This is a genomic window from Leclercia sp., assembly GCF_036780805.1.
Classification (GTDB): Bacteria; Pseudomonadota; Gammaproteobacteria; order Enterobacterales; family Enterobacteriaceae; genus Enterobacter.
Genome location: NZ_DAIQCE010000001.1, coordinates 507,014 through 530,461, shown reverse-complemented (window position 1 = coordinate 530,461; position 23,448 = coordinate 507,014). Strand labels below are relative to the sequence as shown.

At 57.4% G+C, this 23,448-nt stretch carries 23 protein-coding genes; 9 read left to right on the top strand and 14 right to left on the bottom strand.

Annotation, left to right across the window (positions count from 1 at the left end; genetic code table 11):
* Positions 1-143: 143 nt before the first annotated feature.
* Complete coding sequence (locus tag V7Q49_RS02395; protein WP_333849138.1) at positions 144-1,091, top strand: VirK/YbjX family protein; 948 nt, start codon at positions 144-146, stop codon at positions 1,089-1,091.
* 400 nt (positions 1,092-1,491) lie between these two features.
* Here the strand turns inward: V7Q49_RS02395 and V7Q49_RS02390 are convergent, their stop codons facing one another.
* Genes V7Q49_RS02390 through yobA form a run of 3 tightly spaced genes read right to left on the bottom strand, consistent with a single transcriptional unit; the run spans position 1,492 to position 3,093 of the window.
* The gene (locus V7Q49_RS02390) at positions 1,492-1,830 is read right to left on the bottom strand and encodes a YebY family protein (RefSeq protein ID WP_333849137.1); all 339 of its coding nucleotides are present in this window, start codon (positions 1,828-1,830) and stop codon (positions 1,492-1,494) included.
* Between the two features lie 14 nt (positions 1,831-1,844).
* Positions 1,845-2,717 (bottom strand): copper homeostasis membrane protein CopD, encoded by an 873-nt coding sequence (gene copD / locus V7Q49_RS02385; protein ID WP_333849136.1) that lies wholly within the window; start codon positions 2,715-2,717, stop codon positions 1,845-1,847.
* A gap of 1 nt (position 2,718) precedes the next feature.
* A complete protein-coding gene (yobA, locus tag V7Q49_RS02380; RefSeq protein ID WP_333849134.1) occupies positions 2,719-3,093 on the bottom strand; it encodes a CopC domain-containing protein YobA in 375 nt (124 codons plus the stop codon).
* A 134-nt stretch (positions 3,094-3,227) separates the two neighbouring features.
* On the opposite strand from yobA, the gene V7Q49_RS02375 reads away from it, so the two are divergent.
* The 3 genes from V7Q49_RS02375 to exoX all read left to right on the top strand — a co-directional run bounded on the left by V7Q49_RS02375 (position 3,228) and on the right by exoX (position 4,909).
* Positions 3,228-3,458 (top strand): DNA polymerase III subunit theta, encoded by a 231-nt coding sequence (locus V7Q49_RS02375; protein ID WP_333849133.1) that lies wholly within the window; start codon positions 3,228-3,230, stop codon positions 3,456-3,458.
* Between the two features lie 107 nt (positions 3,459-3,565).
* Entirely contained in the window at positions 3,566-4,222 is a 657-nt protein-coding gene (locus V7Q49_RS02370; RefSeq protein WP_333849132.1) for a nitrilase-related carbon-nitrogen hydrolase, read from the top strand.
* A 24-nt stretch (positions 4,223-4,246) separates the two neighbouring features.
* Positions 4,247-4,909, top strand: a complete 663-nt coding sequence (exoX, locus tag V7Q49_RS02365; protein ID WP_333849131.1) for an exodeoxyribonuclease X — start codon at positions 4,247-4,249, stop codon at positions 4,907-4,909.
* Here the strand turns inward: exoX and ptrB are convergent.
* From ptrB to yebF, 3 genes are all read right to left on the bottom strand, one after another.
* On the bottom strand, positions 4,891-6,972 hold the full coding sequence (gene ptrB / locus V7Q49_RS02360) for an oligopeptidase B (protein ID WP_333849130.1): 2,082 nt from the start codon (positions 6,970-6,972) through the stop codon (positions 4,891-4,893). The genes exoX and ptrB overlap by 19 nt on opposite strands.
* 90 nt (positions 6,973-7,062) lie before the next feature.
* Positions 7,063-7,713 carry a tellurite resistance TerB family protein gene (locus tag V7Q49_RS02355; protein WP_333849126.1) on the bottom strand — a complete coding sequence of 217 codons (651 nt, stop codon included), beginning with the start codon at positions 7,711-7,713 and terminating at the stop codon, positions 7,063-7,065.
* Positions 7,714-7,800: 87 nt separating this feature from the next.
* Positions 7,801-8,154: a protein YebF gene (gene yebF / locus V7Q49_RS02350; RefSeq protein ID WP_333849125.1), complete on the bottom strand. Its 354-nt coding sequence runs from the start codon at positions 8,152-8,154 to the stop codon at positions 7,801-7,803.
* Between the two features lie 148 nt (positions 8,155-8,302).
* Here yebF and purT point away from each other — a divergent pair, with 148 nt between their 5' ends.
* Positions 8,303-9,481: a formate-dependent phosphoribosylglycinamide formyltransferase gene (gene purT, locus V7Q49_RS02345; RefSeq protein ID WP_333849123.1), complete on the top strand. Its 1,179-nt coding sequence runs from the start codon at positions 8,303-8,305 to the stop codon at positions 9,479-9,481.
* An 89-nt stretch (positions 9,482-9,570) separates the two neighbouring features.
* Here the strand turns inward: purT and V7Q49_RS02340 are convergent, their stop codons facing one another.
* From V7Q49_RS02340 to zwf, 3 genes are all read right to left on the bottom strand, one after another.
* Entirely contained in the window at positions 9,571-10,212 is a 642-nt protein-coding gene (locus tag V7Q49_RS02340) for a bifunctional 4-hydroxy-2-oxoglutarate aldolase/2-dehydro-3-deoxy-phosphogluconate aldolase (protein WP_106993318.1), read from the bottom strand.
* A 39-nt stretch (positions 10,213-10,251) separates the two neighbouring features.
* Complete coding sequence (gene edd / locus V7Q49_RS02335) at positions 10,252-12,063, bottom strand: phosphogluconate dehydratase (RefSeq protein WP_333849122.1); 1,812 nt, start codon at positions 12,061-12,063, stop codon at positions 10,252-10,254.
* A gap of 233 nt (positions 12,064-12,296) precedes the next feature.
* Entirely contained in the window at positions 12,297-13,772 is a 1,476-nt protein-coding gene (gene zwf, locus V7Q49_RS02330) for a glucose-6-phosphate dehydrogenase (protein WP_333849121.1), read from the bottom strand.
* A gap of 312 nt (positions 13,773-14,084) precedes the next feature.
* Between zwf and V7Q49_RS02325 the strand changes: the two genes are divergently transcribed.
* Both V7Q49_RS02325 and pyk read left to right on the top strand, forming a co-directional pair.
* Positions 14,085-14,990 carry a MurR/RpiR family transcriptional regulator gene (locus tag V7Q49_RS02325; RefSeq protein ID WP_333849120.1) on the top strand — a complete coding sequence of 302 codons (906 nt, stop codon included), beginning with the start codon at positions 14,085-14,087 and terminating at the stop codon, positions 14,988-14,990.
* Between the two features lie 123 nt (positions 14,991-15,113).
* On the top strand, positions 15,114-16,556 hold the full coding sequence (gene pyk / locus V7Q49_RS02320) for a pyruvate kinase (RefSeq protein ID WP_333849119.1): 1,443 nt from the start codon (positions 15,114-15,116) through the stop codon (positions 16,554-16,556).
* A gap of 127 nt (positions 16,557-16,683) precedes the next feature.
* On the opposite strand, the gene lpxM is transcribed toward pyk, so the two are convergent.
* The 3 genes from lpxM to znuA all read right to left on the bottom strand — a co-directional run bounded on the left by lpxM (position 16,684) and on the right by znuA (position 20,054).
* Positions 16,684-17,655, bottom strand: coding sequence for a lauroyl-Kdo(2)-lipid IV(A) myristoyltransferase (gene lpxM, locus V7Q49_RS02315; RefSeq protein WP_333849118.1), 972 nt, complete (start codon positions 17,653-17,655; stop codon positions 16,684-16,686).
* 116 nt (positions 17,656-17,771) lie between these two features.
* On the bottom strand, positions 17,772-19,094 hold the full coding sequence (gene mepM, locus V7Q49_RS02310) for a murein DD-endopeptidase MepM (protein WP_333849117.1): 1,323 nt from the start codon (positions 19,092-19,094) through the stop codon (positions 17,772-17,774).
* A gap of 15 nt (positions 19,095-19,109) precedes the next feature.
* On the bottom strand, positions 19,110-20,054 hold the full coding sequence (gene znuA / locus V7Q49_RS02305; protein WP_333849116.1) for a zinc ABC transporter substrate-binding protein ZnuA: 945 nt from the start codon (positions 20,052-20,054) through the stop codon (positions 19,110-19,112).
* Between the two features lie 78 nt (positions 20,055-20,132).
* On the opposite strand from znuA, the gene znuC reads away from it, so the two are divergent.
* Together znuC and znuB are read left to right on the top strand one after the other, a co-directional pair.
* Entirely contained in the window at positions 20,133-20,888 is a 756-nt protein-coding gene (gene znuC / locus V7Q49_RS02300) for a zinc ABC transporter ATP-binding protein ZnuC (RefSeq protein WP_333849115.1), read from the top strand.
* On the top strand, positions 20,885-21,670 hold the full coding sequence (gene znuB / locus V7Q49_RS02295) for a zinc ABC transporter permease subunit ZnuB (protein ID WP_333849114.1): 786 nt from the start codon (positions 20,885-20,887) through the stop codon (positions 21,668-21,670). The genes znuC and znuB overlap by 4 nt, the downstream gene beginning before the upstream one ends.
* Before the next feature lie 90 nt (positions 21,671-21,760).
* On the opposite strand, the gene ruvB is transcribed toward znuB, so the two are convergent.
* Together ruvB and ruvA are read right to left on the bottom strand one after the other, a co-directional pair.
* Positions 21,761-22,771: a Holliday junction branch migration DNA helicase RuvB gene (gene ruvB / locus V7Q49_RS02290; RefSeq protein WP_307762019.1), complete on the bottom strand. Its 1,011-nt coding sequence runs from the start codon at positions 22,769-22,771 to the stop codon at positions 21,761-21,763.
* Positions 22,772-22,779: 8 nt separating this feature from the next.
* Complete coding sequence (ruvA, locus tag V7Q49_RS02285; RefSeq protein WP_333849112.1) at positions 22,780-23,391, bottom strand: Holliday junction branch migration protein RuvA; 612 nt, start codon at positions 23,389-23,391, stop codon at positions 22,780-22,782.
* Positions 23,392-23,448 lie beyond the last annotated feature (57 nt).

Here is a 23,448-nt window from a genome sequence, read left to right as displayed (position 1 = left end):
ATGTGCATTGACGGGGACAGACAGGCGCCTCGTTTAATAACCTCAATCGTTATTAAACAAAGCGGAAATAAAGGTTTAGCAACGGTTAAATGATTATCCGATGACCTTTAAGATGATTGCAGAATTATAAAGAGGTCATCATCGTGTCAAATACTATCCTGCCTGCTGAGGTGCCATACACGCACCGTTCTTCCGTTATTGTCGCCCTGGCGAAAGGCGATCTTATGCCCGGCCCGCTGTGGCAGAAGCGCGATTATCGGCTGAAATTCTTCCTGCGCACCCTGCTGTTCTGGTCCTCGACCACCCGCATGCTGGAGACGATCTCCCGCCGCGATGATTTCTCAACCTTGCTAAAGGCGCAGCCAACGTTGCCGGTGAAAACCCAGCGCCAGTATCTCACCCGCGGGCTGACGGCCGGTGAGCGCGCGCAGGCCATCCTGCACCACTACGCCTGGATTGATGCCCTGCCGGAGAGCGGCCTGGCTCACCTCTTTACCAGTCCGATGCCGCTTCCACTGCTACAGTTCGCCACCAAAGACGACGCCAGCTATACGATCTATGCCACCTCTGCGGTGAAGGCCGAACGCGAGGGAGAAACCACGCTCTGGTTACGTGCCGGGGATAATACCCTGCTGGCGAGTCTGACCTTCAGCGTTGTTGCGGAAAACGGGCGCAGCGCGCTGGTGATTGGTGGCCTGCAGGGGCCGCGCCGGGATGTTGGCCGGGAGACGATCAAAAACGCCACACGTGCCTGTCATGGCCTCTTCCCCAAACGTATTCTGCTCGAAGCCGTCTTCAATCTGGCGAAGCAGTCAGGGATCGCTGCCCTTTACGGCGTCAGTGATGAGGGCCATGTTTTTCGCGCCCTGCGCTACCGCTTGAGCAAAGGTCGCCATCTCCACGCCAGCTATGACGAGTTCTGGGCCTCGCTGGGCGGTAAACAGGATAATGCCTTCCGCTGGACCCTGCCATTCGGCATGGAGCGTAAATCACTGGAGAGCATCGCCAGTAAAAAACGCGCCGAGTACCGCCGTCGTTTTCAGCTACTGGATGAGATTGAGCAGGCCATCCGCGCCCGGTTTTGCCGCTAATACTTGCTTTCATCGGTAACAGGCAAAAATTTAACACAAGCGCTAAAAAGCGCTGGACTTCCGCCGGGCGTAGTGTGGTATGGTTTAACGAAGAACAGAGGATGTTGCCCATCTGTTAAAGTCCGCAACAGGAAAATGCGTTTACTTTCAACAGATAAAAAGAGACCGAATACGATTCCTGTATTCGGTCCAGGGAAATGGCTCTTGGGAGAGAGCCGTGCGCTAAAAGTTGGCATTAATGCAGGCTAAGTCGCCTTGCACTTTAAGAATAGATGACGACGCCAGGTTTTCCAGTCCGCAGCAAAAGTGGCCTGAAAAAAAGCGTTAGCCTGTCCTTAAACACAAAAACCGCAATGCTTCCGAAGAGAAGCCTGCGGTTTTTTTTATTGGAAGCGGTAAACTAGCAGAGCGTATTTGCGCGTTCAATAAACGGCGCCAGGCTCATCTTCTGCCCCGGATTTTGCGGGTCATCAACCTGAATAATCGAAATCGGCTGAGCGTTGCTCTTACCGCTGTCGACCTGCTGCTGCGCCACATCGTTCAGGGGATACTGCACCAGCGTACTCGGGTTGATGGCATACAGCGCATGCCCCGGACGGCAGGTCAGCATGACCTCTTCCCGGTTAAACGCCCATTTGTCTTTACCCACTTCAAACCGGCTGACGGTGATCACCTGCGGTGCCGCCAGCGCCGTGCCGGAACAGGCCAGCAACAAGAGAGAAAGTACGGTTTTTTTCATTGTGTTCCACCTCGTCAGAAGGGTTCCCAGGTCGCGAACAGGCTGACTGCCGCCAGAACCAGCGCCCCCAGCACAACCTCAGTCTGCGTCATCCTGATAAAATAACGTTGCTCACGTCCATCGCCGGAACGAAATCGCGGCACCAGAACATACCGATTCACCAGAGCAATTACCACCATCATTGCCACCAGCGCACATTTCAACAACAGCAGTCGCCCCCAGGCCGAGTGCCACGGCGCTACCCAGCCCTGGACCAGCAGGGTATTAACCACTCCGGTGAGTATCACACCCGCCACCGCCAGATGACCGTAGCGCGAGAAGCGCATCATGGTGAAGATGGCGGCTTCCCGCCAGCGTCCGCGCGACAGGCGCAGGCAAAAAAGCAGCGGCAATAAGCCCCCCAGCCAGACGGCGGCACACAGCAGATGCAGGGCATGATTGCTGCGCTGCGCCCTGCCCAGAACGCCCTCATGCATCGCCGCATGCCCGGTTCCCGCCAGCAGGATGAACTGCGCGGCGGTAAACAGCAGGATCAGCGGTACGGCTTTCCGTGGCTCCAGCCAGGCAATCCAGAGGGTCATCAGGGCCAGGATCATCTGCCACAGCCAGATCCGGCCAAACTGGGTAGTAAGCACCGCAAACCAGGTTGGCGCACTGATAACATCCTGCCAGCCATTGCCCATCATCCCGCCCTGCAGCGCCAGCATTAACAGCGCCGAAAGCAGGCCAATAAGCGCGACCGTTTTTTGCCGACGGCGAAAACGCCGCATCAGCAAACGCCGCAGGGACACGGGTGCCAGCCAGGTGCCATACAGGGCGTTACCGAACAGCACCATCAGGGCGGAAAAATGGACAAAGCGCAGCGTAACGTAGCAGGCCGCCAGCATGTTACTTCACGCTAAAACGGTAGCTACCCTGGGTTTTGTGGCCATCCACGGAGACTACGTGCCAGTCCACCTGGTAAGTGCCTGCCGTCAGCGGAACGTTCATCGGCACGATCAGCTGAGTGGGATCTTTCTCGTTGCGTTTTACCGCCCCGGTTTCGACAGGCTGCTGTTTATCATCCGTAATGGACACGCCGCTAAACCGCGGTTCGATTCCCTCGGAGAAGTTGAGCGTTAATGCCTGAGGTGCCGCATCAACGGCGGCATCGGCCGCGGGGTATTGATGCTGCAAATGGGCATGAGCAAAGACAACCGGCGTCGTCAGCGTGGTCAGTAACAGAGTCAGCGTGCAGACAGCACGGGAAAGGCGCATCGCCATCACATACATTCCTTTTTGTTATGCCTGATTGTCAGAGGATAACTCTGTATAATGATCCAGTCGAGGATCATCGCCCGGGCTTGTCAATGCGCTGCCGTTTGGGTAACGTTGGCCCGCAAATGAAGGAGACGGTTATGAAGACAAATCTCGCCACCCTCCCACAGGAGGAGATGGACAAAGTGAATGTGGATTTAGCCGCTGCGGGCGTGGCATTCAAAGAGCGCTACAATATGCCGGTGATCGCTGAAGTGGTAGAGCGGGAACAACCGGCACACCTGCGCGACTGGTTTCGCGAACGCCTGATCGCGCATCGACTGGCCTCAGTTAACCTCTCGCGCCTGCCGTGGGAGCCGAAAGTTAAGTAACCTTACCCGCAGTTACAGTTCCTTACACAGATTATGCCAGGATAAAAAGCCCTGATTCATTCAGGGGCTTTATGAATCTCTGCGACTCCGTGCATAAGGAAATCACGATGTCTCACTGGACAATTGCGGCTGCTCAGTACCAGCCGACCCATCACTGCGTGGACGAACACGTCGCGCACCATCTTCGTTTTATTACCGCCGCCGCACGCCAGCAGTGCAATTTGCTGCTCTTTCCGGAACTCTCCTTAACCGGTCCGGTCTTACCTGACAGCCAACTTCCTGCCCCGCCCGTACGCCAGCAGCTCGCGACCCTGCATGATGCTGCGCAGGCATGTAACGTCTCGGTTATTGCCGGGATCACGGTGGACGACAACGGCCAGCGCCAGCGCGGGCTGGCGTGGTTTAGCCCAACTCAGCCCCAGGCCGTTTTCTACCCGCATGAAGCAGGTGCCTGCCTGGAGAGCCGAAACAGCGGCCTGACCCTTGTCGATGCTCATGCCGACCAGCCCGGTATCACGCCCAACGCCACGCTGTTTACCCGCGGCATGGCGATGAGTGAAGCCGAGCGGCCGGCCTCTTTTGCCTGGTTGCAGCGGTTTGCCCACCGCTACGCAATTGCGGTGCTGGTGGCAAACCACGACGGCGGCAGCGCCCTGTGGGATGCCCGCGGGCAGTTAATCCTGCGCGCCGATCGCGGAGAGGTATTATTAACGGGCCGCTATGTTGAGCAGAGTTGGCAAGGTGAGATCATTCCATTACGCTAGACCTTTTACGGCCAGGAGAGAGCCATGCTACGTGTCATCGACACCGAAACCTGCGATCTGCAGGGAGGGATTGTGGAAGTGGCGTCTGTCGATGTTGTGAACGGGCAGATCGTCAATCCACGCAGCCATCTGGTGCGTCCGGATCGCCCCATTAGCCCGCAGGCAATGGCTATTCACCGCATCACCGAGGCCATGGTGGCCGACAAACCCTGGATTGAAGAGGTGATCCCCCACTACCACGGCAGCGCGTGGTATGTGGCGCATAACGCCAGCTTCGATCGCCGCGTGCTGCCCGAGATGCCGGGGGAGTGGATCTGCACCATGAAACTGGCCCGGCGCTTATGGCCGGGGATCAAATACAGCAACATGGCGCTCTATAAGTCGCGCAAACTCAGCGTCAGAACGCCGGAGGGGCTGCATCATCACCGCGCCCTGTACGACTGCTACATTACCGCCGCGCTGCTGATTGATATCATGAACACCACCGGCTGGTCTCCGGATGAGATGGCCGACATCACCGGACGTCCGGCGCTGTTGACCACCTTTACCTTTGGTAAATACCGCGGGAAAGCGGTGGCGGAAGTGGCAGATAAAGATCCGGGCTATCTGCGCTGGCTGTATAACAACCTCGACAGAATGAGCCCCGAGCTGCGTCTCACCCTGAAGCACTATCTGGGCGGATCCTGATCTGCGTCTCCAGACCGGGCTGTCAGGGTCTCCTGCGCCAGCCCGACGATAAAGGCATACTCCAGCGCCACCCCTTCATAGGATTTAAAGCGTCCGGATTTCCCCCCGTGCCCGGCATCCATGTCGGTGCAGAGCAGCAGTAAATTATCGTCGGTCTTCATTTCACGAAGCTTCGCCACCCACTTCGCCGGCTCCCAGTACTGCACCTGGGAGTCGTGCAAGCCGGTGGTGACAAGCATGTGCGGATAGGCTTTCGCCTCCACGTTGTCGTAGGGGCTGTAGGCCTTCATGTAGCGGTAGTAGGTCGGATCCTGCGGGTTGCCCCACTCCTCATACTCCCCGATGGTCAGCGGAATAGACTCGTCGAGCATGGTGGTCAGCACATCGACGAACGGCACCTGCGCCACCACGCCTTTAAACAGCCCCGGGCGTTCGTTGATCACGGTGCCCATCAGCATACCGCCCGCACTGCCCCCCATGGCGAAGCACTGTTTCCTGTCGCCATAGCCCAACTCAAGCAGGCCCTCGCAGACATCGAGATAGTCATTGAAGGTGTTTTTCTTTTTCAGGAATTTGCCGTCTTCATACCACTTTTGCCCCAGCTCGCCGCCGCCGCGAATATGGGCGATGGCAAAGACAAAGCCCCGGTCGAGCAGGCTTAAGCGGCTGCTGCTGAAATCGGCGTCAATGCTGGATCCATAGGAGCCGTAGCCGTAGATGAGGATCGGGTTTTTGCCCTTGCGGAAATGGTGCTTGTGGTAGACCAGCGAGACCGGTACTTCGACGCCGTCGCGGGCCACAATCCAGACGTGCTCGCTGCGATAGAGTTCAGCGTCAAAGCCTTTGACCTCAGCCTGCTTCAGCACCTTGCGCTGCCCGGTGTCCATATCCAGCTCGAACAGGGTGTCCGGGGTGGTCATGGAGGAGTAACCGTAGCGCAGGCGCGACGTTTCCGGCTCCGGGTTATAGCCAATCCAGGTCACGTAGGCGGGATCGTCGAAGGCGATACCGATCACCTCCCGGGTTTTGCGATTGATCTGTCTTAGGCTGGTCAGCCCGCGCTGACGCTCTTCCACCACCAGCCAGTCGGTAAACAGGGTAAAGCCCTCAAGCATCACCTGGTCGCGCGGCGGGATCAGCACTTCCCATTTGCGCTCGTCACGCACTTTGGTTTTGTAGAGGCCAAAGTTTTTGCCCTCCCGGTTGGATCGCAAATAGAAGGTGTGCTGGAAGTGGTCGAGGCTGTACTCATGATCCTTACGGCGCGGCATAAAGCACAGCGGTTGGGCGTCCGGCAGTTCGGCATCCAGCAGCAGCACCTCGGTGGTGGTGGCACTGGCGAGGAAGATGATGACGTAGTGTTTCGAGGTAGTCTTATGCAGGCTGACGTAAAAGGTTTCGTCTTTCTCCTCATAGACCAGCTCGTCGCTGGTGGAGGCGGTGCCTACCGTATGTCGCCAAACCTGAAAGGGGTGCAGCGTGGTGGCGTGCTTTTTGATGTAGTAGACCGTCTCCGAGTCGTTAGCCCAGATAAAATCGGGGGAGACGTTATCGAGCATCTCGGGATACCAGTTCCCGGACTCCAGATTGCGGAACCGTAAGCCATACTGCCGTCTGGACAGATAATCTTCGGCCAGCGCCATAATGGCGTTATCCGGCGATACCGCCATGCCGCCCAGGGTATAAAACTCGCTGTGCGACGCCCGCTGGTTGGCATCCAGCAGCGTTTCCCACGCCTCCCACTCGGCGCAGAGCACCGACTGGCGCTGATAGATGGCGTACTCGTTACCGGGCTCATAGACGTGTCGGTAGCGATAACCGTTGCGACTCCAGGGCGCCGAGACGTCACGCTGCGGAACGCGCTGCACCATTTCATTCAGCAGACGATCCTGCAGCGCCTGCTGCGTCGACATGACCCGGCGGCCATAGTCATTTTCATCGTGGAGGTAGTCCAGTACCTCCGGCTGTGAGCGGGTATCGTCGCGCAACCAGTAATAGTTGTCGATACGCGTGTCACCGTGCGCGGTGAGAGCGTGCGGTATGCGTTGGGCTTTAGGTGGCATGTCAGTATGATTCTTTTACGTTTAACACCCTATAAGGTTGGCAAAACATGCGCACGATGCAAGCGAAACGGGATACCCTGGGGTAAAAAGTTAGCCGGGGAGCGCCTGTTTTTGCTGGCGAATATCCTGCTCAATCCCCTCCCGGACCTCGGTCGGGATTTTCAGCGCATCGCCCAGCGCATCGAGATAGCTACGCTCCATAAAGTGATCGATATCGATCGCCGCACAGCTCAGGAAATAGAGTTCCAGCGCTTCCTCTTCATTTTTGATCCCCTGCGCCAGACGCTGTGGATCAAGCGGCTGCTCAATGGCCTGGGCCACCAGCGCTCTGCCCTGCTCCTCCACGCCCGCTTCCCGCAGCTGCTGCTCTATAGCGGTGCGCTCCTGGTCGTCAATGTGGCCGTCACTCTTCGCCGCAAAGACCAGCGCCAGGATCAGCCTTTCGCTGCGCACATCCAGCGCCGAGGTCTGCTGACCAAACTGCGGTTCACCCTGATGGGCAGCGCGCACCTTATCCTTGTATTTATTCCACAGCACGGTGCCGGCAATCGCGCCGCCGCCCGCCAGCAGGGCGCCGGTGCCGTATTTCGCCAGCAGCTTACGCGAGGTTTTGTTCGCCACCAGCAGCCCGGCAAGACCGCCAAGCGCCCCTGGTGCGAGCATTTTGCTCAGCCCTTCACCCGAGGTAGATCCCGTTTTCTGCCCAAGTAGAGACTGCAATTGATTCAGCCAGTTTGACATGATTTCCCTCACTTAACGGTGGATGAATCTCACAGCCTAAGCGAGGGGATGTCAGGAAATGTCTGCCGCGACAAAAGAAGCGAAAATTCACTTTTTCGGTGACAGGTACTGCGCGCTGCCCGCTTTACAGTCCACTTTAACCTGATAGTGAATATCGGTGTTTTTACCGCGCACCGTCAGCGGGACGGTCCAGCGATCGTTTTCACCCTTCACCTCCTTCGGATTGATCCACGCCACCGGGTCGGCCTGGCCGAGGGTCTTTTGATCGTCGGCCCAGCGCACGATGCGGTTTTGCAGATAGTCCCGCTTCACGCTGGCGGCAATGCCCTCGGCATCCTGGCCTTCACAGGCTGGAAACTTCACGGTTTTCTCATCGGCTGCCTGCGCCGTCAGGCTGGCACCCAGCAGCGCCAGCGCCATTACTACCCCTGTTCTGTTCATTACGATCTCCTGTATTGGCTCCCCAAAAGCATGGTCGAAAAATGTGGCGATGCAAATAACCGCCTGTCGGCGCAGCTGATTTCCGCGAAGCAAGACAGACGCAAACGTTTTCGTTTATACTGCGCGCAACTTTTTCAGGGGGATGATTATGACTCGTTTAGGAACTGCGCTGCGCCCGGCAGCGACGCGCGTAATGTTGCTCGGCTCCGGTGAACTGGGCAAAGAGGTGGCGATTGAATGCCAGCGTTTAGGGGTTGAAGTGATCGCCGTCGATCGCTATGCCGATGCCCCGGCCATGCACGTAGCCCATCGCTCGCACGTGATTAATATGCTCGATGGCGACGCCCTGCGCGCGGTGATTGCCGCCGAAAAACCGCACTTCGTAGTGCCGGAAATCGAAGCCATCGCCACCGATACCCTGCTGGCGCTGGAAGCCGAAGGCCAGCGCGTGGTGCCCTGCGCCCGCGCTGCGAAGCTGACCATGAACCGGGAAGGCATTCGCCGCCTGGCGGCGGAAGAGCTGGCCCTGCCGACGTCAAGCTACCGTTTTGCCGACAGCAAGCACGATTTCCTGCAGGCGGTGAATGAGATTGGCTACCCGTGCATCATTAAGCCGGTGATGAGCTCCTCCGGCAAGGGGCAGAGCTTTGTACGCAGCGCCGACCAGCTGGATCGGGCCTGGGATTACGCCCAGCAGGGTGGCCGCGCAGGCGCCGGACGGGTAATCGTTGAGGGCGTGGTGAAGTTTGATTTTGAGATCACCCTGTTGACCGTCAGCGCTGTCGATGGCGTACACTTCTGCGATCCGATTGGCCATCGCCAGGAAGATGGCGACTACCGTGAGTCCTGGCAGCCGCAGCAGATGAGCCCTCTGGCCCGCGCGCGCGCCGAGGAGATCTCCCGTAAAGTGGTGCTGGCTCTGGGCGGCCACGGTCTGTTTGGCGTCGAGCTGTTTGTCTGCGGCGATGAGGTGATTTTCAGTGAAGTCTCTCCACGTCCGCACGATACCGGCATGGTAACCCTGATTTCCCAGGATCTCTCCGAGTTCGCCCTGCACGTTCGCGCCTTCCTTGGCCTGCCGGTCGGCGGCGTGCGTCAGTATGGCCCGGCGGCGTCGGCGGTAATCCTGCCGCAGCTGACCAGCCAGAACGTCACGTTTGATAACGTCGATGCCGCCGTAGGCGCGGGCCTGCAGCTGCGTCTGTTTGGTAAGCCGGAAATAGAGGGTTCGCGTCGCTTAGGCGTCGCGCTGGCGACAGGCGAAAACGTGGAAGAAGCGGTAGAGCGGGCGAAACAGGCCGCTGCCAGCGTGCAGGTTGCAGGATAAAAAAAACGGGCCTGTCGGCCCGTTTTTATCGCGTTTGATGTATTTCGTAGCCCGGGTAAGGCGAAGCCGCCACCCGGCAAAACACCATCTTACTGCTGCGCGCCTTCTACCGCTTCGCGCGCCAGCTTAGTGATGCGATCCCAGTCGCCCGCTTCCAGCGCATCCGCGGGAACCAGCCAGGAGCCACCGATGCACAGCACGCTTTTCAGCGCCAGGTAGTCACGGTAGTTCGCCGGGGAGATACCACCGGTCGGGCAGAAACGCACGTTGGCGAACGGACCTGCGATAGCCTGCAGCGCTTTGGTGCCGCCGTTAGCTTCCGCCGGGAAGAATTTGAACTCTTTCAGACCGTAGTCCAGACCCAGCATCAGCTCCGATACGGTGCTGATACCCGGGATCAGAGGGATGGAGCCTTCGGTTGCCGCTTTCAGCAGGGGCTCGGTCAGACCCGGGCTGATGGCGAACTGCGCACCGGCTTCGGTGACTTCAGCCAGCTGCTGTGGGTTCAGCACGGTGCCCGCGCCGATGATGGCTTCCGGCACTTCTTTGGCGATGGCGCGAATGGCATCCATTGCACAGGCGGTACGCAGGGTGACTTCCAGGACGCGAACGCCACCGGCAACCAACGCTTTCGCCATCGGTACAGCGTGTTCCAACTTGTTAACCACGATAACCGGCACTACCGGGCCAGTTTTCAGGATTGCTTCTGCACTTGTTTTCCAGTTTTTCATCAGAGTTTTTCTCTCGCCAGATCGATAATTCTTGTCGTCTTAAAACGTAATACAGGTCGCGCCCTGCTCTGCGCCGGAGAGGTTCTCGCGCAGCGCACTGAACATTTCGCGTCCCGTGCCCACGCGCGATGCGCTCAGGTCAGGAATATGTGGCTTACGTGCGGCAAGGACCGCCTCATCCACCAGTAAGGTCAACTCGCCGGTCTGACCGTTAACGCGGATGATGTCGCCATCGTACACTTTTGCCAGCAATCCACCGTCGTAGGCTTCCGGGGTGACATGGATGGCAGAAGGCACTTTACCTGATGCGCCGGAGAGGCGTCCATCGGTTACTAACGCAATTTTGAAACAGCGGTCCAATAATACACCAAGTGGCGGCATTAGTTTATGTAATTCTGGCATGCCGTTCGCTTTTGGTCCCTGATGACGGACCACGACCACGCAGTCTTTGTCCAGCAGACCGGCTTCGAAGGCAGGCAACACGTCATGCTGGCTCTCGAACACCACTGCCGGAGCTTCGATGATCTGGTTTTCCACCGGCACCGCAGAGGTTTTCATGACTGCCCGACCCAGATTGCCGGTCAGCACCTTTGTTCCGCCGTGGTGAGAGAAGGGCTTATCAAAGGTGGCGATCACGCTATCATCCAGCGAAGCATGCGCCCCTTCACGCCAGTCCAGCTCGCCGTCGTTCAGCCACGGCTCCAGGGTGTAACGCTGGAGGCCGAAACCGGCCACCGTGTTGACGTCCTCGTGCAGCAGGCCGCCTTTCATCAGCTCGCGCATCAGCACCGGCACACCGCCCGCTGCCTGGAAATGGTTAATGTCCGCCGGGCCGTTCGGGTAGAGACGGGTCATCAACGGCACCACTTCAGACAGGTCAGAGAAATCGTCCCAGTTGATCAGAATGCCCGCCGCACGGGCCATCGCTACCATGTGCATGGTGTGGTTGGTGGAGCCGCCGGTTGCCAGCAGGGCCACGATACCGTTGACCACCACTTTCTCGTCGACCATTTTCCCGAGCGGCATCCACTCGTTGCCGTTCCCGGTCAAACGGGTCACCTGACGCGCCGCGGCGGCGGTCAGGGCTTCGCGCAGCGGTGCATCCGGATGAACAAACGACGAGCCCGGCAGCTGCATCCCCATAAATTCCACCACCATCTGGTTGGTGTTGGCGGTGCCGTAAAACGTGCAGGTACCCGGCGCGTGATAAGAGGCGGCTTCGGACTCCAGCAGCGCCATGCGATCCACTTTGCCTTCGGCATACAGCTGGCGAATGCGGACTTTTTCTTTATTGGCCAGACCGCTGGCCATCGGGCCTGACGGCACGAACAGCGCAGGAAGATGACCAAACGACAGCGCTGCCATCGCCAGGCCCGGGACGATTTTATCGCACACGCCGAGGTACAGCGCGCCGTCAAACATGTTGTGTGACAGGCCTACCGCGGCCGACATAGCGATCACTTCCCGGCTCAGCAGCGAGAGTTCCATCCCATCCTGGCCCTGGGTTACGCCGTCGCACATCGCTGGCACACCGCCTGCCACCTGCCCTACGGCATTGGCCTGGTGCAGCGCTTTACGAATGATGTCCGGGTAGGTCTCATACGGCTGGTGCGCCGAGAGCATGTCGTTATAGGAGGTGATGATGCCGATATTGTTACGCAGCATGCTTTTCAGCGAGGCTTTGTCTTCCGGCTGGCAGGCGGCAAAGCCGTGCGCCAGGTTACCGCAGGCCAGCTGCGAACGATGGACCGTGTCGGTCTTCGCCTGCTGAATGCGAGCGAGGTAGGCTGAGCGGGTCTTTTTCGAGCGCTCAACAATGCGTTGTGTTACCCGTAACAAGGTGGAATTCATAGAAGCTCCTGTCATTTATCTGTCCGCGCTCTGGAATTAACAAAGTGTTTAGCAGGCTATAACATCGCTGAAACGCTTGATTGCCGGAGCTCTGGGGCAAAATCGCTTCCGGCAGTGTAATAAAAAAAGCTCCGGGTGGAAATCCACACGGAGCTTAAATGATTAATTATTGTGCGCTGGCCTGAGCCAGATCATGTTACCGGTAAAATAACCCCTTAGGATTAGCGGTAATTTTACTCAAACTCGTTCCAGGAGCGGCCGTCACGGGTGATCATCGCCACAGAGGCAACAGGTCCCCAGGTACCTGCCTGATACGGTTTCGGTGCATCCTGATCCGCAGCCCAGGCTTCGGTGATGGAGTCGACCCATTTCCACGCCTCTTCCACTTCGTCACGACGCACAAACAGGGCCTGGATCCCACGCATGGTCTCCAGCAGCAGACGTTCGTACGCATCCGCCAGATGGGTCTGGTTGAAGGTTTCGGAGTAGCTCAGATCCAGCTTGGTGGTCTGCAGGTTGTGTTTGTGATCGAGGCCAGGCACCTTGTTCAGCACCTGAATATCCACGCCCTCGTCCGGCTGCAGACGGATGGTCAGTTTGTTCTGCGGCAGCTCCTGCCAGGACTCTTTGAACAGGTTCAGTTCAGGGTTCTTGAAATAGACAACCACTTCAGAGCATTTGGCCGGCAGACGCTTGCCGGTACGCAGGTAGAACGGCACGCCCGCCCAGCGCCAGTTATCGATATCCACGCGAATGGCGACAAAGGTTTCGGTGCTGCTGGTTTTATTCGCGCCCTCTTCTTCCAGATAGCCCGGCACTTTTTTACCCTGAGCAAAACCAGCGGTGTACTGACCGCGGACGGTTTTCTCACGCACGTTGGAGCGATCGATGCGGCGCAGGGACTTCAGCACTTTCACCTTCTCGTCGCGAATGCTGTCTGCAGAGAGATCCGACGGCGGCGCCATGGCGATCATGCAGAGGATTTGCAGCAGGTGATTCTGAATCATGTCGCGCATCTGGCCGGCCTGGTCAAAGTAACCCCAGCGCCCTTCAATGCCGACCTCTTCCGCCACGGTGATCTCCACGTGGTCGATAGTGCGGTTATCCCAGTTATTGACGAACAGGGAGTTAGCGAAGCGCAGCGCCAGCAGGTTCAGGACCGTCTCTTTACCGAGGTAGTGGTCGATACGGTAGACCTGGCACTCTTCGAAGTACTCACCGACCTGGTCGTTGATTTCGCGGGAGGTAGCCAGCGAGGTGCCCAACGGCTTCTCCATGACCACGCGTGCCGGTTTGGCGTTCAGTTTTGCTTCGCCCAGCCCTTTGCAGATGGCACCGAAGGTGCTTGGCGGCATGGCGAAATAGTTGATGGTAACGCGATTTTTCTGATCGAGCATGGCGCTCAGATCGGCAAAGGCCGACGTGTCGTTAACGTCGAGGTTACAGAAATCGAGACGTCCGCTCAGCGTATCCCACAAACTTTCATCGATCTTCTCCTTCATGAAAGTTTCCAGCGCTTCGCGCACCACTTTGGTATACGCGTCTTTATCCCAGTCGGCACGGCCCACGCCCAGGATCCGCGTTTCCGGGTGGATTTGACCCGCTTTTTCCAGTTGATACAGGGAAGGCAGCAATTTCCGGCGTGCAAGATCGCCTTTCGCGCCGAAAATGACCAGGTCACATGCCTGGGCTGTTTGCGTTACCGCCATGTCATTCTCCTCAGTTGGATACCCTGGTGCTTTTGCCAGAATATCGTTGTAATTTTATTACATGCACTCTACTGCTTTTATGTCATTCCCGAAACCATTTGCGCTTATCCTCCCGTGCGATACGGCAATATTTCGCCCTGGGATCGCTGGCATGAGATAATGACGGTGAAACTTTGCGCTGTCTGGCCGTTGCTAAAATCCGACAGCGATCAAGTAATGAAAAAAAACAACAACATTTTTTTCGGGGTTTGCCCTTTTCGGCACATCACGGGGGTATATTCTTGCTAATTCGAATCGTGATTTCACCCCTTAATGAAATCGTTTCCACCGATGAGCGCCGTGTTAATAATGAACATGCTGGAAAAAATCCAGTTTCAACTGGAACACCTTAGCAAATCCGAGCGAAAAGTGGCTGAAGTAATTCTCGCCGCCCCCGCTCAGGCCATTCATTCCAGCATCGCCACCCTGGCCCAGGAGTCGGGGGTCAGCGAACCGACCGTTAACCGCTTCTGCCGCAGCATGGAGACGCGGGGTTATCCTGATTTTAAACTGCATCTGGCGCAAAGTCTGGCTAATGGCACTCCCTATGTAAACCGCAATGTCGATGAAGACGACAGCGTAGAGGCCTACACCGGCAAAATTTTCGAATCGGCGATGGCGACGCTGGACCAGGTCCGGCAGTCGCTGGATATGAGTTCGGTTAACCGGGCCGTGGATCTGCTCACTCAGGCCAAGAAGATCGCCTTCTTTGGCCTCGGGTCGTCCGCTGCCGTCGCCCACGATGCAATGAATAAATTTTTTCGCTTCAATGTCCCGGTTATTTATTCCGACGACATCGTGCTGCAACGCATGAGTTGTATGAATTGTAACGAAGATGACGTGGTGGTGCTGATATCGCATACTGGCCGCACCAAAAGTCTGGTTGAGCTGGCCCAGCTGGCGCGTGAAAACGATGCCATGGTGATCGCCCTCACCACCACCGGTACGCCGCTCGCGCGTGAGGCGACGCTGGCAATCACTCTCGACGTGCCGGAAGACACCGATATCTACATGCCGATGGTATCGCGTCTGGCGCAGCTGACCGTTATCGACGTGCTGGCGACCGGTTTTACCCTGCGCCGTGGGACGAAATTCAGAGATAACTTGAAGCGCGTCAAAGAAGCGCTCAAGGAATCGCGTTTTGATAAAGAATTGTTCATCAAGGGTGACGTTCCCTGATCGTCAATTATAAAGTTGTTACTTTTTTCGGCATTCGGTAAGTTTCCTGTTGGTATTACGGCGGACAACGTGCCGAATCATCGTTCACGCAACACCAGGTTGTTTCAGACAACGGAGTATTACATGTCCAGAAGGCTTCGCAGAACCAAGATCGTTACCACCTTAGGCCCGGCTACTGACCGCGATAATAACCTCGAGAAGATCATCGCTGCAGGCGCCAACGTGGTACGTATGAACTTCTCTCACGGAACACCGGAAGATCATAAATTACGCGCGGATAAGGTCCGTGAGATCGCGGCAAAACTGGGACGTCATGTAGCTATCCTCGGCGACCTGCAGGGTCCCAAAATCCGTGTTTCGACCTTCAAAGAAGGCAAAGTTTTCCTCAATATCGGTGACAAATTCCTGCTCGACGCCAACCTGAGCAAAGGCGAAGGCGACAAAGAGAAAGTCGGCATCGACTATAAAGGCCTGCCTGCTGACGTGGTGCCGGGCGATATCCTGCTGCTCGACGACGGTCGCGTTCAGCTGAAAGTGTTGGAAGTTCAGGGCATGAAGGTATTCACCGAAGTGACCGTTGGCGGCCCGCTCTCCAACAATAAAGGCATTAACAAACTGGGCGGCGGTCTCTCTGCTGAAGCCCTGACCGAAAAAGACAAAGCCGATATCCTCACCGCGGCCGAGATTGGCGTTGATTACCTGGCCGTCTCCTTCCCGCGCTGCGGCGAGGATCTGAACTACGCTCGCCGTCTGGCGCGCGACGCAGGTTGCGATGCCAAAATCGTTGCTAAAGTGGAGCGTGCTGAAGCGGTCTGCAGCCAGGACGCGATGGATGACATCATCCTCGCCTCTGACGTGGTGATGGTGGCTCGTGGTGACCTGGGCGTTGAGATTGGCGACCCGGAACTGGTCGGGATCCAGAAGGCGCTGATCCGCCGTGCCCGTCAGCTTAACCGTTCCGTGATCACCGCAACCCAGATGATGGAATCAATGATCACCAACCCAATGCCGACCCGTGCGGAAGTCATGGACGTGGCGAACGCCGTGCTCGACGGTACCGATGCGGTGATGCTCTCAGCCGAAACCGCTGCTGGCCAGTACCCGGCGGAAACCGTGGCCGCGATGGCGCGCGTCTGCCTGGGTGCAGAGAAGATCCCAAGCATCAACGTCTCCAAGCACCGTCTGGACATTCAGTTCGACAACGTGGAAGAAGCCATTGCCATGTCGGCGATGTATGCCGCTAACCACCTGAAGGGCGTGACCGCGATCATCACCATGACCGAGTCCGGCCGCACCGCGCTGATGACCTCGCGTATCAGCTCCGGTCTGCCGATCTTCGCCATGTCCCGTCATGAGCGCACCCTGAATCTGACCGCGCTGTATCGTGGCGTGACGCCGGTGTTCTTCGACAGCACAAGCGACGGCGTGGCCGCGGCGAACGACGCCGTGAACCTGCTGCGCGACAAAGGCTATCTGGTTTCCGGTGATATCGTCATCGTGACCCAGGGCGATGTGATGAGCACCATCGGCTCAACCAACACCACCCGCGTGATGACCGTCGAATAAGCTGAGTGCTTGCGTTTTGCCCGGCGGCGCTTCGCTTGCACGGGCCTACGGTTTTGTAGGCCGGGTAAACGCAGTGCCACCCGGCAATGACCCGCTATAAAAAAATCCTCCGAACCGGAGGATTTTTTTATTTCTTCGGATACAGCTCTTTGCGCTTGTAGGGCTCTTTCTCGCCCGGCTTGCGCGTCTTCAGCAGTTTCAGGATCCAGGTGTACTGTTCCGCATGCGGCCCCACCAGAATCTCCACCTCTTCGTTCATCCGGCGTGCAATGGTGTTGTCGTCAGCGGTGAGCAGATCGTCCATCGGCGGGCGAACTTCAATGGTCAGACGATGCGTTTTGCCGTCGTAAATCGGGAATAACGGAATCACCCGCGCCTGGCATACCTTCATCAACCGGCCAATGGCGGGTAGAGTCGCCTTATAGGTGGCAAAGAAATCGACAAACTCGCTGTGTTCCGGCCCGTGATCCTGGTCCGGCAGATAGTAGCCCCAGTAGCCCTGGCGTACGGATTTGATAAAAGGTTTGATGCCGTCGTTACGGGCATGCAGGCGACCGCCAAAGCGACGACGCACCGTATTCCATACATAATCGAAGACCTTGTTCCCCTGATTGTGGAACATCGCCGCCATTTTCTGTCCCTGCGACGCCATCAGCATCGCCGGAATATCCACGCCCCAGCCGTGTGGCACCAGGAAGATCACCTTCTCGTCGTTGCGACGCATCTCCTCGATGATCTCCAGCCCTTTCCAGTCAACGCGGCTGATGATTTTCTCCGGCCCGCGTAACGCCAGCTCGCCCATCATCGCCATCGCCTGTGGCGCAGTGGTAAACATCTCATCAATGATCGCTTCACGCTCCGCCTCGCTCTTCTCCGGGAAGCAGTAGAAGAGGTTTATTTGCGCGCGGCGACGGGCGCTTTTACCCAGCTTGCCCGCCAGACGGCCCACTTTGCCGAGCAGCGGATCGCGCACGGACGCAGGGAGCATCGCAATACCCGCAAAGGCATACACACCCAGCCAGGCGCCCCAGAAACGCGGATGACGAAAGGATTTCTCAAATTCAGGAATGTATTCACTGTTGTTTTTTTGGGTGTCCATGCTTTTTCCAGGGCGGATGATGCTTAAAAGAGTAATGCGTTAGTTTAGCGAGGCAGTGCGCAAGGCACAAAAGAAAAAGCCGGTGCAGTCACGCACCGGCTTTTATTGCTGCAGGATTAATCAATACTGAGCTGCGGAATAACCTCTTTGACCTGCGCCAGATAATCGCTACGGTCTTTGCCGGTGAGCCCTTCGGTGCGCGGCAGCTTCGCCGTTAACGGGTTGACCGCCTGCTGGTTAATCCACACTTCATAGTGCAGATGCGGGCCGGTAGAGCGACCGGTATTGCCCGACAGCGCGATACGATCGCCACGTTTCACCTTCTGACCCGGCTTCACCAGCAGCTTACGCAGGTGCATATAGCGGGTGGTATAGGTACGTCCGTGACGCACGGCAACGTAATAACCGGCAGCACCGCTGCGTTTCGCCATGACCACTTCGCCGTCGCCTACCGCCAGAACAGGCGTCCCCTGCGGCATGGCAAAGTCCACACCGCGGTGCGGGGCCACGCGGCCGGTTACCGGGTTCAGACGACGCGGGTTAAAGTTCGAAGAGACGCGGAACTGCTTCGAGGTCGGGAAGCGTAAGAAGCCTTTCGCCAGCCCGGTACCGTTGCGATCGTAGAATTTGCCGTCTTCGGCGCGGATCGCATAATAATCTTTTCCGTCAGAGCGTAAACGAACCCCAAGCAGCTGGCTCTGCTCCCGCTTGCCGTCCAGCATTTCGCGGGACATCAGCACCGAGTAAGAATCGCCTTTTTTCAGCTTACGGAAGTCCATCTGCCACTGCATGGCTTTGATCACCGAACTGATTTCACCGCTGGTCAGCCCCGCATCACGGGCGCTGGCAACGAAGCTACCGCCGCCTAAGGTGCCTTTGATGGCGCTGTTAACCCAGTCGCCCTGCTGCATTTCGCTGCTCATCTTGAAACCGTTTTCAGCACGATCGTAGGTGCGGGTTTCACGACGGGAAACTTCCCAGGTCAGGCGCTGTAAATCGCCGCTATCGGTCAGGGTCCAGGAGAGCTGTTGCCCAATTTTCAGGTTACGCAGATCTTTATCGGCCGCGGCAAGCTGGCTGATCTCGCCCATTTCAATGCCGTACTGATTCAGAACGCTGCTTAACGTATCCCCGGTAGAGACGACATATTCGTGTACGCCCACTTCGGCTTCGGTTTTATCGTCAAGCTCATCCTGGGGAATGGCTTCTTCTTCCTGCGGGGCCTGATCGATAGGTTCACTGGCTTCGGGTAACAACGAGCGAATTTCGTTCTTTTCCAGCTCAATGGTTTTAATAACAGGGGCAGTATTTGGGTGGTAAATATAGGGCCGCCAGACGGCGACCGCTAAGGTGAGAACAGTAAGCGACCCCAGCATGACGCGGTGGGGCCGGGGCAAATTATTAAATGCCAGGGCGACAGAGCGGGCTATCTGTTGCACGTATTCACTTCCTCGTTAATCTCCTTTCAGGCAGCTCGCATACTGGTTCGCCAGTTGGCTGAGAAACTGCGAATAGCTCGCTTTGCTCAACTGGATAGAGGTTCCCAGTGGGTCAAGGGTACCCATCCGCACGGACGTCCCCCTTGCCACGGCTTCAACGACCGCTGGCCTGAACTGTGGCTCAGCAAAAACGCAGGACGCTTTCTGCTCAACCAACTGTGTTCTGATTTCATGTAAACGCTGCGCACCGGGTTGAATCTCTGGATTGACGGTGAAATGGCCAAGCGGCGTGAGACCGTAGTGTTTTTCGTAGTAGCCATAGGCATCATGAAAAACGAAATATCCTTTACCTTTCAGTGGTGCGAGCTCGGTACCCACCTGCTTGTCGGTTGCGGCAAGTTGTGCCTCAAAATCCTTCAGGTTGGCGTCAAGTTTGGCTCGACTTTGCGGCATAAGTTCCACTAATTTTTCGTGGATTGCAACCGCCGAAAGGCGCGCTATTTCAGGGGAAAGCCAAAGGTGCATATTGTACTCACCGTGATGGTGATGTTCGTCACCTTTTTCCCCTTCTGCGCTCCCGTGATCGTGGTCATGATCGTCATCATCCGACCCTTTCATGAGAAGCGGTTTCACGCCTGGAAGATTAGCGATGCTAACCTGTTTAGCGTCCGGCAGCTGATTTGCCGTCTTCTGCATGAAGGCTTCCATCTCTGGGCCAATCCATACCACTAAGTCCGCGTTTTGTAAGCGTTTTGCATCAGAAGGACGCAGGGAATAGTCATGTTCAGAGGCACCATCTGGCAGTAATACCTCGGTTTGCGTCACGCCATCGGCGATAGCGGAAGCGATAAATCCGAGCGGCTTAAGCGAAGCGACGACGGCGGCGTTAACATCTTGTGCTGTTGAACCCCAAAGGGCAGCGGATAATGCTGCGAAAAGAAGCGTATTTTTCTGTAACATAATGCGACTATTCATCGTAATGAGTGGGTGGAATGTGATATTATAACATTCGATGACTTCTGCAAGCATAAAATTAATATGACGAATCTGGTATCTCTCGAAAATATTTCGGTTTCATTTGGTCAGCGCCGCGTCCTCTCTGACGTTTCGCTGGATTTGAAACCCGGTAAAATTCTGACGCTGCTTGGTCCAAATGGTGCGGGTAAATCGACGCTGGTGCGCGTGGTGCTGGGCCTGATAGCACCCGACAGCGGCCTTATCAAGCGCGATCGGCAGCTGCGCATCGGCTATGTGCCACAGAAGCTGCATCTGGACGCCACCCTGCCGCTGACGGTCAGCCGTTTTCTGCGTCTGCGTCCCGACACGCGCAAAGAGGATATCCTGCCGGCGCTCAAGCGGGTGCAGGCCGGGCATCTGATCGACGCGCCCCTGCAAAAGCTTTCCGGCGGCGAGACCCAGCGCGTACTGCTGGCCCGCGCCCTGCTCAACAAGCCGCAGCTGCTGGTGCTCGACGAGCCGACCCAGGGGGTGGACGTCAACGGTCAGGTGGCGCTGTATGACCTGATCGATCAGCTGCGCAAAGAGCTGGACTGCGCCGTGCTGATGGTGTCGCACGACCTGCATCTGGTGATGGCGAAAACGGACGAAGTGCTCTGTCTCAATCAGCACATCTGCTGTTCTGGCACGCCGGAAGTGGTCTCCATGCACCCTGAGTTTATCTCGATGTTTGGCCCACGCGGTGCCGAGCAGCTGGGTATTTATCGCCATCATCACAACCACCGCCATGATTTGCAGGGACGTATCGTCCTGCGCCGGGGAAACGGTAACTCATGATTGAACTATTATTGCCCGGCTGGCTGGCCGGGATGATGCTCGCCTGCGCGGCGGGTCCACTGGGCTCGTTTGTCGTCTGGCGTCGGATGTCCTATTTTGGCGATACCCTCGCCCACGCCTCCCTGCTGGGGGTAGCATTTGGCTTACTGCTGAATGTGAATCCGTTTTACGCGGTGATTGCGGTGACGCTGCTGCTGGCTGCCGGTCTGGTGTGGCTGGAAAAGCGTCCGCACCTGGCGGTGGATACGCTGCTCGGGATCATGGCGCACAGCGCCCTGTCACTGGGTCTGGTGGTGGTCAGCCTGATGTCCAACATCCGCGTGGATCTGATGGCCTATCTGTTTGGCGACCTGCTGGCGGTGACGCCGGACGATCTGATCGCTATCGCCATCGGAGTGGTGATTGTACTCGCTATCCTGCTCTGGCAGTGGAGTAGCCTGCTGGCGATGACCATCAGCCCGGATTTAGCCTTTGTGGATGGCGTGAAGCTACAGCGCGTCAAACTGCTGCTGATGCTGGTGACCGCGCTGACCATTGGCGTGGCGATGAAGTTTGTCGGGGCGTTGATTATTACGTCGCTGCTGATTATTCCCGCCGCTACCGCGCGTCGTTTTGCCCGCACGCCGGAGCAGATGGCCAGCGTGGCCGTGGGTGTCGGGATGATTGCCGTGACCGGGGGGTTAACCTTCTCGGCGTTTTATGACACCCCAGCCGGACCGTCAGTGGTGCTGTGTGCAGCTGCGCTGTTTATCTTCAGCATGATGAAGAAGCCTGCCAGCTGAGCCGCTCCCCGGTGGCGCTGCGCTTACCGGGGCTACAAAGACGTGTAGGCCGGATAAGGCGCAGCCGCCATCCGGCAATTTCCGCAGAGGTTAAGGCATCTCCGGTGGCTTGATGCCAAAGTGATCCCAGGCCCGCACCGTCGCCATGCGCCCGCGTGGCGTACGCTGCAAAAAGCCCTGCTGGATCAGGTACGGCTCCAGCACATCTTCGATGGTCTCCCGCTCTTCACCGATGGCTGCCGCCAGGTTATCCAGCCCGACCGGCCCGCCAAAGAATTTGTCCAGCACCGCCAGCAGCAGCTTGCGGTCCATATAGTCAAACCCTTCGGCATCCACGTTCAGCATATCCAGCGCCTGGGCGGCGATCTCATGCGAAATGGAGCCATCGTGCTTCACCTCGGCAAAATCACGCACCCGGCGCAGCAGGCGGTTGGCGATACGCGGCGTACCCCGGGAACGCTTCGCCACTTCAAAAGCCCCCTCTTCGCTCATCTCCAGCCCCATGTAGCGCGCGCTGCGGCTGACGATGTGCTGGAGATCGGGCACCTGATAAAACTCCAGGCGCTGCACAATGCCGAAACGGTCGCGCAGCGGCGAGGTTAACGAACCCGCGCGGGTGGTGGCGCCAATCAGGGTGAACGGCGGCAGATCGATCTTAATCGAACGCGCCGCCGGGCCTTCACCGATCATGATATCCAGCTGGTAGTCTTCCATCGCCGGATAGAGCACCTCTTCCACCACCGGGGACAGGCGGTGGATCTCATCGATAAACAGGACATCGTGGGGTTCGAGGTTGGTCAGCATCGCCGCCAGATCGCCCGCCTTCTCCAGTACCGGGCCGGAGGTGGTGCGCAGATTAACGCCCATCTCGTTGGCGACAATGTTGGCGAGGGTAGTTTTCCCGAGACCCGGTGGGCCAAAAATCAGCAGGTGATCGAGGGCATCGCCGCGGAGTTTCGCCGCCTGGATAAAGATCTCCATCTGCGAGCGCACCTGCGGCTGGCCAATATACTCATCCAGCAGCTTCGGGCGGATCGCACGGTCCACCAGATCTTCTGTCTGAACGCTGCCTGCCGAGACCAGACGGTCTGCTTCAATCATCCTTTACCTCACAATGCCGCGCGCAGCGCTTCACGAATCAGGGTTTCACTGGTGGCGTCCGGTTTAGCAATTTTGCTGACCATCCGGCTCGCTTCCTGAGGTTTATAGCCCAGCGCCACCAGCGCGGCAACCGCTTCCTGCTCCGCATCATCATCAGTCGGGCCGGCAGGCGAGGTCAGCACCAGGTCGGCAGCAGGGGTAAACAGATCGCCATGCAGACCTTTAAAGCGGTCTTTCATCTCAACAATCAGACGTTCGGCCGTTTTCTTGCCAATGCCAGGCAGTTTTACCAACGCCGCCAGCTCTTCACGCTCAACGGCATTCACAAACTGCTGCGCCGACATCCCGGAGAGGATCGCCAGCGCCAGTTTCGGACCGACGCCGTTGGTCTTAATCAACTCTTTAAACAGGGTACGTTCCTGCTTGTTATTAAAGCCAAACAGCAGCTGAGCATCTTCACGAACGATAAAGTGGGTGAAAACTATCGCCTCTTGCCCCACTTCCGGCAGTTCGTAGAAACAGGTCATCGGCATATGCACTTCGTAGCCCACGCCTCCGGCCTCAAGCAGCACTATCGGGGGTTGTTTTTCTAGGATGATGCCTCTGAGTCTGCCTATCACGTGACGCTCCTGCGTTAAGGGCTATAAGTTACCGCTGCCATAATAAAAAAAGGCTGG